Origin of the sequence: Candidatus Effluviviaceae Genus V sp., assembly GCA_014728125.1 — a bacterium.
Taxonomy (GTDB): Bacteria; Joyebacterota; Joyebacteria; order Joyebacterales; family Joyebacteraceae; genus WJMD01.
Genome location: WJMD01000057.1, coordinates 44,884 through 55,815 on the forward strand (window position 1 = coordinate 44,884; position 10,932 = coordinate 55,815).

Genomic DNA, 10,932 nt, shown 5'->3' on the forward strand with positions numbered 1-10,932 from the left:
TCTGGAGGAGTGCATGGCAGATCTCACGACAACCTACATGGGCCTCACGCTCAGGAACCCGATCATCGTCGGGAGCTCGGGCCTTACGGACTCGGCCGACGGCGTCAGAAAGTGCGAGGACGCAGGCGCGGGCGCCGTCGTGCTCAAGTCGATCTTCGAGGAGCAGATCCTCGCGCAGCTCGAGGACCTCAAGGACGCCGGCAGCGAGCTTGAGTTCCAGCATGCCGAGGCCGCCGATTACATCACACGGTACGGGCGCGAGAACGCCGTCGACCACTACATCCGGCTCGTTCGCGAGTCGAACGAAGCGGTCGACATCCCGGTCATCGCCAGTGTGCACTGCGTCTCGCCGGGCGGCTGGGTCGAGTTCGTGGACAGGGTCCAGGCGGCCGGCGCTGATGCCGTCGAGCTGAACGTGTACGTGCTGCCGTCCGACCCGACGCGCGACGGGCGGGACTACGAGCAGGTCTACATCGACATCCTCTCCGACGTGCAACGGGTCGCGAAGGTGCCTGTCTCCCTCAAGATCGGGAGCTCGTTTTCCGGCCTCGCGCGCATGGCCGTCGACCTCGCGGGCGCGGGGGCCGACGCGCTGGTCCTCTTCAACCGGTTCGCGCGAATCGACTTCGATATCGACTCGATGAAGGTCGTTCCCGGACCCTACCTGAGCGGTCCCGAGGAGCTGCTCGTACCGCTCAGGTGGATCTCCATCCTCTCGGGCCTCGTGCGCTGCGATCTGTCGGCGAGCACGGGGGTCCACGACGGGAGCGGCGTCGTCCGAGCGATCCTCGCCGGCGCCTCGGCCGTTCAGATGTGCTCGGCGCTCTACAAGGGCGGGGTCGAGCGTATTGCGCCGACCCTGAAAGAGGTCGAACGCTGGATGGACGCTCACGAGGTCGCCGTGATCGGCACGTTCAAGGGCCGGATGAGCCGATCGGCGAGCGGACAGGGAGAGGCCATCGAGCGGGTGCAGTTCATGAAGATGTCGGTCGGAGAGACCGAAGCGGCCTGAGAGGAGGACACGTGGACGACAGGGAGCTCTACGAACGCGCCCGGCAACGTGTTGAGGAGATCAAGGGATTCTATGTCCATCTCGTGACCTATCTCCTCGTGAACCTGGGACTCTTCATCATCAACGTGATGACCTCACCGGGCTACTACTGGTTCGTGTGGCCACTCTTCGGATGGGGCATCGGTCTCGTCGCCCATGCCGTCGGTACGTTCGGGGGCGGTATGTTCGGCGAGTCATGGCAGGAGAGGAAGATCGAGGAGATCGTGGAGAAGGAGCGCCGGCGGCGCGGGGGCGCCTCGTGATCGCGTATCCGGGCGGCCGGGTACGAACGGCGTCATTCGTCGTTCTTACGATCGTAGGTCTGGTCGCGGCCGGGACCTCGGCAACGGTGGGAGAAGACGCAGTGTCGGTTGACGGTCCAGCACACGCGACACGGACGGACGTTCCCCCGATCGATGCAGCGGCGCCCGGGATCGTTGAGACCGCGGCGTTCGCGTTCGGATGATTCTGGGGCGCCGAGGCCCGGTTCGGGTGCGTTCCAGGCGTCGTCAGAACGAGAGTGGGCTACGCCGGAGGTGAGACGGCGAGTCCGACGTATCGGAGCATGGGAGACCACACGGAGACCGTCCAGCTCGACTACGACCCGCGGATGGTGTCGTACCAGGAGCTCCTGGAGGTCTTCTGGAGAGGCCACGCGCCCACGCGGCGTTCGTGGTCGCGACAGTACATGGCGGCCGTCTTCTATGACTCCGACGAGCAGAGGAAGCTCGCTGAGGTGTCGAAGGAGCAACTCGAGGACGAGCTCGGACGGGAAGTCCTGACGCGCGTGCTCCCGCTCAGGAGCTTCACATACGCCGAGGACTATCACCAGAAGTACCGCCTGCGGCGGGAGGAAGTCGTTCTGAGAGACCTCATGCACTACTTCGACAAGGAGCGGGAGTTCATCCACTCGACCGCGGCCTCGAAACTCAACGGCTACCTCTACGGATGCGGTTCGCTGGAGTTGCTGCGCTCGGAACTCGGCGGTCTCGGACTGAGCGACGAAGGCAACGAGAGGGTCATCGAGGTGGTGCGGGCGCTCGACGGCTGAGGCCCCGGCGTCCGGCCTGACGGAGGCACATGAGCGACCAGGGACGCGCGTATGTCTATGCCGGTGCGACCGTGCTCATGTGGTCGACCGTGGCCTCGGCGTTCAAGATCGCTCTTCGATACCAGAGTCCGCTCGAGCTCCTGCTGTGGTCGACCGTCGTCTCGGTGCTCGTCCTCGGGGGCATTCTGGCCGCCCGGGGTAAGCTCCGGCGCGCGTTCCGGTGCACGGCCGCCCAGTACAGACGTTCGCTGCTCCTGGGGCTCCTGAACCCGTTCCTCTACTACGTCGTCCTCTTCGAAGCCTACGATCGGCTGCCGGCCCAGCTCGCTCAGCCGCTCAACTACACGTGGGCGCTGACGCTGGCCTATCTCTCGGTGCCGCTTCTCGGACAGAGACTGTCGCGCCGCGACGTCATCGCGGGACTGGTGGCGTACTCGGGCGTCGTCGTGCTGGCGACGCGCGGCGACCTTTCGGGATTCGGGGTTGCCGAGCCCGTCGGTGTCGCGCTGGCCCTGGGCAGCACGATCATCTGGGCGTTCTACTGGATCGGGAACACCCGAGACGAGCGGGATGCGACCGTATCGCTCTTTCTCTGCTTCCTGATGGGCCTCCCGTTCGTCGCCGTCGCGGCGGCGATCGGCGGCATCACGGCGCCCGGAGGACCGGCGCTGCTTGGGGCACTCTATGTCGGGGTCGTCGAGATGGGCGTCAGCTTCGTCTTCTGGCTGAAAGCGCTCAGACTGTCGGAGAATGCGTCACGCGTCGGGTATCTCATCTTCCTCTCCCCGTTTGTGTCGCTGCTGTTCATCAGGTCGGTCGTCGGGGAACCGATTCTGGCGTCGACGCCGGCGGGCCTGGCGCTCATCGTCGCCGGGCTCATCATCCAGCGCACAGGGCGCGGTCCGGCGACACCCGTGGAGCCCGGCCTTTCCGGCGGAGCCGGTGCCGCCTGACGGGGGGCGAATCAGCCTGCTGTTCCAGGCATCCCAACAAGACAGGTGGGCTCTCGGGCAACGTGCCTATCGACAGTGGGGGGAGCACGTGAAGCGCAACAGGAAACGGATCGTACTGCGGACGCTGGTCGTCTGCATCGGACTCGCGGCCGCGGTCGCCGTCGGCGGATGCGGCGCTATGACGTGCCGCGTGCCGCCGCCCGCGGATCCGGGACGGCCGGTGACGATCGGCGGGCCGCCGGAGAGCGGGACGCTCGCGCTCTTCGTCACGGCAGCGCGGGTCGAGCGGGGGCGTCTGGCCGTCGAGATCGAGGCGCCGGGGGCGTGCTCGGTCGGCCGGATCGACGCCTTCTCGACGGCCGTGTTCGATGCAACCGACCCGCCGGCGTGTGAGCTGTTCGTCGTCGCCGACGGTGAGTCCGGCTGCGAGGGGCGCTCCACCGGGCGCGCCGTGTTCGATCTCGGACCGCTCACGCAGCGGCTGCTCGACGAAATGCCGGAGAGCAGCGGCCTGATTCTGAGGGTCAGGCCCGCTGCGGACGGGAGTCCCATCAGCGTATCGACCTACAGGCTGCGGTGAGCACACCTGCCGCAGCGGACAAGACCACCAACGGGAGGCACATATGAGCGAGGCGACCGGCAGGGTCGAGGGCTCGAACAGCGAACACACATGCAGGTTCTTCGGGCTGTCGACGTGCATCTGGTGCAAGAAGACGCGTCAGTTCCTCGAGGACAACGACGTGGCGTTCGATTTCACGTACGTCGACCTCCTCCAGGGAGAGGAACGCGCACGCGCGATCGAGGAAGTGAAGAAGTGGAACCCGGGGGTGAACTTCCCGACGGTCGTCATCGACGATGAGCCGGTCGTGGGCTTTGAGCCGGACACCATCAAGGAGAAGCTGGGGCTATGAGCGAGCAGGAGACGATCTCCGATGCGATGGTCGAGGAGCTCCATGAGAAGCTCGACCGGGAGGCCGAGGAGGGCGGATACCACCTGAACCCCGACCGCGGATTCGTCCGCGGCCTCGTCCACGGTCTCCTCCAGAACAGAAGACGCTACGGCTACCAGTCGTGCCCGTGCCGACTGGCGGACGGTGAGAAGAAGGAAGACCTGGACATCATCTGCCCGTGCGACTACCGTGACCCGGACCTGGCCGAGTACGGGACGTGCTACTGCGCGCTCTATGTCAGCGGGGACGTTCTCGAGGGTGAGCGCGAGCTGCGGTCGATACCGGAACGCAGGCCTTCCCGCGAAGAGCGGGCGCAGCACCGCAGCCGGCGGTCGGGCCCCGGATCCGGAGCGAAGACCACGACGCCCGTCTGGCGCTGCCGCGTGTGCGGCTATCTGTGCGCTCGCGACGAGGCACCGGAGGTCTGTCCGATCTGCAAGGCGAAGAAGGAGCGGTTCGAGAGGTTCTGGTAACGGGAGGCACAGGCACGTGGCCGACGGCACGACAGGGCAGATCCACGACACCGAGGCACTCGATCTCTCGACATCGCCCGGCACGTCCTGAACTGGAACGTACCCATCCCTCCGCTCTTCTCGACCGAGTTGGGCGTGCTTCCCGTCTCTGTCAGGATCCTCTGGATGATCCGCAAGCAGACCCACAGCGGGCACTTCCGGTTCTGGATCCTCAACTCGATCGAGTACCGTTTGAACGACATGTCGAGGCAGATCCGGCAGATCGAGCGTCGGATCGAACGAGCGTCCGCAAGGGAGGGCGCATCGGATGACGGAGCGAACAACCGACGCCGAGAGCCTCAAGGAGTCCGCCGCCCGGGCAGCGCTCGAGTTCGTCGAGGACGGCGGCAGAGTGGGACTCGGATCGGGCTCCACGGTCGCCCACTTCATCGAGCTCATCGCGCATCGCGTCGCATCGGGCGACCTCGCCTCGTGTGTCTTCATCCCGTCGTCTCGTCAGACGGAGCACGTCGCGCGCTCGCGCGGCCTCACGCTCGATACGCTTGACGGCATTCCGCGACTCGACGTGACCATCGACGGCGCCGACGAGTTCACCGATCGGCTCGAGCTTATCAAGGGTCTGGGCGGAGCGCTTCTGCGTGAGAAGATCCTCGCCGGGGCATCGGAGCGGTTCATCGTCATTGTGGACGATTCGAAGCACGTCGACCGGCTGGGAGAGCGCGCGCCGCTGCCCGTCGAGGTGCTGCCGTTCGCGAGGTCGTTCGTCTCGACGCAGGTGCGGGCGCTCGGAGGTCGGCCGGCGCTCCGGGGCGGCGCCGAGCCCTTCGTGACGGACCAGGGGAACTGGATCCTCGACTGCGAGTTCGGTCCGATCGACGACCCGGAGGCCCTGGCCGGCGTGCTCCGGGAGGTTCCCGGGGTGATGGAGCACGGCCTTTTTCTCGGGATGGCCGACGCTGTAGTCGTCGGGAGCCCGGACGGGGTGAGAACGCTACCGAGGTAGACAGGATGAGGCGTCCGACGGTCGGACACGGGCCGGGAGCCCCGCGTCCAGCTGTCGAGGACGTCTGACGAACCCACCGGAGGGAGCTGCCATGACAGAGGGGAACATCGGCAGGGAGCGCATCGTCGACGCTCTCATCGACCGTCTCGAGCCGCTCGAGTTCGTCGATGCGATGTGGGAGGGAGGCGCGGCGGCGCACGGCCGCGTCGACGAATGGTCCGATCTGGACCTGCAGGTCGTGTGCGACGACGAGAAGGTCGAGGAGACCTTCGAGACGGCGCGTGAGGCTCTCGACGAGGTCGCGTCCATCGAGCTTGCCTTCCGCATGCCCGAGCCCGCATGGCACGGTCACTCGCAGGTCTTCTGGAAGCTCCGCGAGGCCAGCCCGTTCCATCTGATTGATCTCTGCGTCATCAAGCGTTCCTCCGACGATAAGTTCCTCGAGCCTGAGATGCACGGGAGTCCCGAGGTCCACTTCGACAAGACCGGTGTCGCGAGGCCCGCCTCGTTCGACGTGACTGCGCACCGTGAAGCGCTCAGGCGCCGTCTCGGGACGCTGCGGACGGTGTTCGGCCTCTTCGGCAGGGTCATGGTTGAGAAGGAACTCCGGCGGGGGAACGGCATCGAGGCCGTCAGCTACTTCCACGGGACGACGCTCCGGCCGCTCATCGAGGTTCTGCGCATGCGCTACACGCCGGCGCAGCACAGGTTCCACACGCGCTATCTCTACTACGACTTCCCGCACGACGTTGTGAAACGCCTTGAACGGCTCTTCTTCGTCGGCGATATCGGTGAGCTCGACGAGCGTCTCGAGGAGGCCGTGGCGTGGTTCGAGGTGGCCGCCGAGGAGGCTGAACGCTTCCTCAGTGCGGAGGACGACGAGAGGCCCCACCGCTAGGGGGCTTCCAGGATACGAAGATCCATGGGAGCAGTCCCCGACGGGCGACGATGCGGCGTCCAGGCACAAGGGAGGAATAGCGATGAGTGAACGAGGATTCTGGCCAGCTCTTTGCAATGGACTGGGACGACAGGTGCTCTCGGGAGTGGTCCTTACGTCGCTGTTTCTGCTTCCCGCGTGGCACCTGAGCCGCGCGGCCGAGCCCGTGGCGACCTACTCCATCGTCGGATACGACCCGTCGACGGGTGACATCGGCGTCGCCGTGCAGTCGAAGTTCTTCGCCGTCGGCGCCGTCGTTCCCTGGGCGAGGGCGGAGGTCGGAGCCGTCGCCACGCAGGCGTTCGGGAACACGACCTTCGGGCCTCGCGGTCTGGCGCTGCTTGAGAGCGGCATGTCGGTCGAGGAGACGCTCGAGGAACTCCTCGCCGGAGACGATGACCGGGAGCGCCGGCAGGTCGGGATCGTGGACGCCGAGGGCCACTCCGCGTCGTTCACCGGTTCCGAGTGCATGGACTGGGCGGGCCACCGGACGGGTCCGAACTACGCGGCGCAGGGGAACATCCTCGTGAGCGGTGCGACCGTGGACTCGCTCGCGGAGACGTTCGAGGCGACGAACGGCACGATGCTCGTCGAGCGTCTCATGCGCTGCCTCGAGGCGGCGCAGGCGGCCGGAGGCGATTCCCGGGGGGTGCAGTCGGCGGCGATCATCGTTGAGCGGAAGGGCGCAGGCTACGGAGGCTTCGGCGATCGGTACTGCGATCTGAGGGTCGACGATCACGAGGAGCCGATCGCGGAGCTCAGACGGCTGGTCGACCTCTGGAAGGAACAGGCGCTCATCATCGAGGGCTACCGGCTGGTGGAGCTCGAGGCGTACGACGAGGCGGTCAGACTCGGGCGCGAAGCCGTCGCGCTGACTCCGGAGAAGGGGGCACCCTACTACCACCTGGCCTGCTACTACTCGCGGGCCGGGATGCGTGAGGAGGCTCTCGAGAACCTGAGGACCGCCGTCTCGAAGGAGCCGTCGCTCGGACCCAGGGCGACGGAGGATCCGGACTTCGAGCCCCTGTACGACGACCCTGAGTTCAAAGCGATCACGGTCGAACCGTGATGCGCTGAAACGACGGAGGCACGGAATGGACGACGGCCGCATCGACAGCTCAGGACACGAGGCGGCCGGCGACGGCCGTGCCTCGGATCCAGGGAAGCGGGCTCCGTGTGGTCGCGAGCCGACCGCGTTCTGCTCGAGGGCGCTCGAACGTTCCGGGGTGGCGATCGCTGTCATCGACGGAACCGACCTCGTTCACGCCAGCGGCGCCCTGGCCTCCCTCACCGGGTACACCTACGACGAACTGGCCGCGATGAACGCCGGGGAGCTCGCCGAGCGGGTTCTTCTGGCCGACGACACGGCATCGGTGCTCGACTACCACTCCCGCCTCGTCCGAGGTGAGGACGTCCCGCTTCACATCGAATACCGGATCCGGCGCAAGGACGGTTCCGTCCGGTGGCTCGAGGAGACCGCCGAGCTGGTGTCCGATGACGGCGAGCCGACCGTGCGTGCCTTCCTGATCGACGTCACCGAACGAAAGACCATGGAGAGTCGGGCCGACCGTGAGCGGCGCCAGCTTCTATCTATCTTCGAGGGACTCGACGAGTACGTCTACGTTGCTGACCCCGACACGCACGAGATCCTGTTCATCAACCAGTCGCTCAAGGAGGTCTTCGGTGACATCACCGGCCGGAAGTGCTACGAGGCACTGCAGGGTAGAGAGGGACCCTGCCCCTTCTGCACGAACGACAGGATCTTCGGAGAGAACGCGGGGACATCGTACGTCTGGGAGTTCAGGAACGAGAACGACCGCCACTGGTATCGCTGCATCGACAAGGCCATCGAATGGCCGGACGGCCGGCTGGTCCGGGCTGAGATAGCGCTTGACATCGACGACCTGAAGACGGCAGAGGAGCGTCTTCGCGCGGGGGAGGCCCGGTACCGCAGCATCTTCGAAGGCGCGGCCGTGTCACTATGTGAACTCGATTTCAGCGGGTTCACGGAGTGGGTGTTGCGACTCGGAGACCGTGGGGTGGGCGACGTGGGGGCGTACTGCGTCGAGCATCCGGATGCGGTCATGCGGGCGTGCGGCACCATGCGCATCCTCGATGCCAACCGGGAGAGCCTGAGGCTCTTCGCCGTGCCGTCCCGCGAGGAGCTCCCGGAGTCGGTCGCGGGCTTCGCGTGCCCTGAGTCGATGGACTTCATCTGCGGGCTGGCCCGGGCCGTCGCCGACGGCAGGAACTGCTACCGCGCCGGGACCATCATCCAGACACTCGATGGAGAGAAGCTCAACGTCATCATGACGGTCACGCTCGAGCCCAAGAGCAGCTCGGCGTTCATCAGCGTGACCGACGTCACCGAGCTCAAGCGCATCGAGCAAGCCCTGCGGGAGTCGGAGGAGCACTACCGCGAGGTCGTCGAGAACGCGCACGAAGCTATCATCGTCATCCAGGACGGCGTCATAGCCTTCGTGAACCCGAGGGGGGCGGCGTCCCTGGACCTCACGCCGGACGACCTCGTCGGGCGGCCCTTCACCGACTTCATCCACCCGGAGGAACGTGAGCTCCTGAAGGAGCGCTACCAGCACCGGCTGGCCGGTGAGGATGTGCTCCAGGACTACACCTACCGGAGTGTGACCGAGGACGGGCGCGTCGTCTGGGGCGAGGTTCACGCCACCCGCATCACCTGGGACGGCCGTCCGGCGACCCTCAATTTCGTGGCCGACGTGACGGAACGAAAGCTCGCCGAGGAGGCGAGAGTCGCGGCCCTCGCTGAACGCGCGGGCATCATGGAGGCGATGGCGGACGGCATCGTCGTCGTCTCGCGCGAGGGGCGCGTGCTCGACGTCAACCCGGCGATGCTCGAGCTGCTCGGCGCGGCTGAGAAAGAGGTGGTCGGTCACGACGTCGAAGAACTTACGGAACGCTTCATCGCCCCGGAGGATGTCGAGAACGCTCTGGCCGGGTTCGCGGAGACGGCGCGGGGAGACACGCCGGCGCCCTACGTTCTCCACGTCGTCTCGGCGACCGGGGAGACGATTCCGGTCAGCTTCAAGGTCTCACAGCTGAAGACAGAGGAGCATGACCACCCGCGCATCCTCGTGGACTTCCACGACATGCGTGAGATCCTGTCGGTCGAGCATGCCCTGAGGAAGAGCGAGGCGGAGCGGCGGCTCTTCATGGAGGCCGCGACGGACGCGTTCACGCTGTGGGACGCCGACCTCAATCTGGTCGACGCCAACGCTGAGGCGTGCAGGCGGCTCGGTCTCGCGAGGGACCAGCTTGTCGGGCTGAACATGCGCGAGGTCTATCCGCCCTCGACGGAGCCCGGTGTGCTGGACCGCTATGTCGAGGTGATCAGGACAGGCGACCCGTATTGCGCGTTCGACGTGAGCCCCGCCGGCGAGCTCGCCGGAAAGCGATACTCCGTCAAGGCCTTTCCGGTGGGGGACGGCCTCGGCCTCATCACGACCGACACGACCGAGCGCTGGAAGGCCCAGGAGGCCCTCCGCAGGTCCGAGGAGCACTACCGACAGGTCGTAGAGAACGCGGACGAGGCGATCACGGTCGCTCAGGACGGGCGCCTGAAGTTCTTCAATCGCCGTCTCGTCGACATCCTCGGCTACGACGAGTCGGAGATCCGCGGCATGTCGTTCGTCGAGTTCATTCATCCGGACGACAGGGAGATGGTGGCGGAGCGGCATGCGAGACGACTGAACGGCGAGAACCCGCAGAGCCAGTACGGATTCCGCGTCGTGACGAAGCAGGGCGACCTCCGTCACGTGCGCATCAACGCCGTCCGGTTCGAGTGGGGCGGGCGTCCGGCGACGCTCAACTTCATCCTCGATACGACGGAGCAGGTGGAGAACGAGCGGGCCATCCGTGAGAGGACGCAGCGGCTCCGGCTCCTCTTCGACCGGGCGAACGACGCCATTCTCGTGATGAACGGTGAGGTGTTCATCGACTGCAACGAGCGGGCGCTGGAGATGTTCGGTTGCTCGCGGGAAGAGATCGTCGGGAGACCGCCGTATCACTTCTCGCCGGACACTCAGCCGGACGGAAGGGATTCCAGGGACAAGGCTCTCGAGAAGCTGTCAGCGGTCTCGGAGGGCGAGCCCCAGTCCTTCGAGTGGACCCATTGCCGTGCGGACGGAACGCCGTTCGACGCGGAGGTCGGCCTGACCTCGTTCACGCTCGATGGGAAGCAGTACATCCAGGCGTTCGTCAAGGACATCACGAAGAGGAAGCGCGCCGAGGAGAACGTCAGGAGCATCGCGCGGTTCCCGGCCGAGAACCCGAACCCCGTGATCCGTGTCCAGCGGGACGGGCGAATACTGTACGCGAACGAAGCGACCGACTGGCTTCTCGACCAGTGGGGCTGTGAGGTCGGCCACTACCTCCCGCCGCGGCTTCGCGAGACGGTGATGGGGGCCTACAAAAGGGAGAGGACCGGCCGTCTGGAGGCGAACGTCTCCGACCGGACCTACTCGTTCGTGCTGGCGCCC

The 10,932-nt window shown here is 66.2% G+C and carries 11 protein-coding genes; all 11 read left to right on the top strand.

Going from position 1 to position 10,932, the window contains the following annotated elements; all coding sequences use genetic code 11:
- The first annotated feature begins 13 nt into the window (after nt 1-13).
- Entirely contained in the window at nt 14-1,012 is a 999-nt protein-coding gene (locus tag GF405_03370; protein MBD3367202.1) for a dihydroorotate dehydrogenase-like protein, read from the top strand.
- A gap of 11 nt (nt 1,013-1,023) precedes the next feature.
- Nucleotides 1,024-1,314, top strand: coding sequence for a histidine kinase (locus GF405_03375; GenBank protein MBD3367203.1), 291 nt, complete (start codon nt 1,024-1,026; stop codon nt 1,312-1,314).
- Between the two features lie 302 nt (nt 1,315-1,616).
- Entirely contained in the window at nt 1,617-2,102 is a 486-nt protein-coding gene (locus tag GF405_03380) for a hypothetical protein (protein ID MBD3367204.1), read from the top strand.
- A gap of 29 nt (nt 2,103-2,131) precedes the next feature.
- Nucleotides 2,132-3,055 carry an EamA family transporter gene (locus tag GF405_03385; protein MBD3367205.1) on the top strand — a complete coding sequence of 308 codons (924 nt, stop codon included), beginning with the start codon at nt 2,132-2,134 and terminating at the stop codon, nt 3,053-3,055.
- An 88-nt stretch (nt 3,056-3,143) separates the two neighbouring features.
- Nucleotides 3,144-3,635: a hypothetical protein gene (locus GF405_03390; GenBank protein ID MBD3367206.1), complete on the top strand. Its 492-nt coding sequence runs from the start codon at nt 3,144-3,146 to the stop codon at nt 3,633-3,635.
- Nucleotides 3,636-3,678: 43 nt separating this feature from the next.
- Nucleotides 3,679-3,966: a glutaredoxin family protein gene (locus tag GF405_03395; GenBank protein ID MBD3367207.1), complete on the top strand. Its 288-nt coding sequence runs from the start codon at nt 3,679-3,681 to the stop codon at nt 3,964-3,966.
- The gene (locus tag GF405_03400) at nt 3,963-4,478 is read left to right on the top strand and encodes a ferredoxin:glutaredoxin reductase (GenBank protein ID MBD3367208.1); all 516 of its coding nucleotides are present in this window, start codon (nt 3,963-3,965) and stop codon (nt 4,476-4,478) included. Before GF405_03395 ends, GF405_03400 begins: the two co-directional genes overlap by 4 nt.
- Before the next feature lie 307 nt (nt 4,479-4,785).
- Complete coding sequence (rpiA, locus tag GF405_03405; GenBank protein MBD3367209.1) at nt 4,786-5,481, top strand: ribose-5-phosphate isomerase RpiA; 696 nt, start codon at nt 4,786-4,788, stop codon at nt 5,479-5,481.
- Between the two features lie 91 nt (nt 5,482-5,572).
- A complete protein-coding gene (locus GF405_03410; GenBank protein ID MBD3367210.1) occupies nt 5,573-6,379 on the top strand; it encodes a nucleotidyltransferase domain-containing protein in 807 nt (268 codons plus the stop codon).
- An 82-nt stretch (nt 6,380-6,461) separates the two neighbouring features.
- Nucleotides 6,462-7,487 carry a DUF1028 domain-containing protein gene (locus GF405_03415; GenBank protein MBD3367211.1) on the top strand — a complete coding sequence of 342 codons (1,026 nt, stop codon included), beginning with the start codon at nt 6,462-6,464 and terminating at the stop codon, nt 7,485-7,487.
- 25 nt (nt 7,488-7,512) lie between these two features.
- Nucleotides 7,513-10,932: PAS domain S-box protein (locus GF405_03420; GenBank protein ID MBD3367212.1), on the top strand; the 3,420-nt coding region annotated here is incomplete at its 3' end.

Coding starts and splice junctions, on each gene's coding strand:
- rpiA (MBD3367209.1), top strand. CDS start 4,786: ATGACGGAGCGAACAACCGACGCCGAGAGCCTCAAGGAGTCCGCCGCC.
- GF405_03385 (MBD3367205.1), top strand. CDS start 2,132: ATGAGCGACCAGGGACGCGCGTATGTCTATGCCGGTGCGACCGTGCTC.
- GF405_03415 (MBD3367211.1), top strand. CDS start 6,462: ATGAGTGAACGAGGATTCTGGCCAGCTCTTTGCAATGGACTGGGACGA.
- GF405_03410 (MBD3367210.1), top strand. CDS start 5,573: ATGACAGAGGGGAACATCGGCAGGGAGCGCATCGTCGACGCTCTCATC.
- GF405_03370 (MBD3367202.1), top strand. CDS start 14: ATGGCAGATCTCACGACAACCTACATGGGCCTCACGCTCAGGAACCCG.
- GF405_03380 (MBD3367204.1), top strand. CDS start 1,617: ATGGGAGACCACACGGAGACCGTCCAGCTCGACTACGACCCGCGGATG.
- GF405_03400 (MBD3367208.1), top strand. CDS start 3,963: ATGAGCGAGCAGGAGACGATCTCCGATGCGATGGTCGAGGAGCTCCAT.
- GF405_03395 (MBD3367207.1), top strand. CDS start 3,679: ATGAGCGAGGCGACCGGCAGGGTCGAGGGCTCGAACAGCGAACACACA.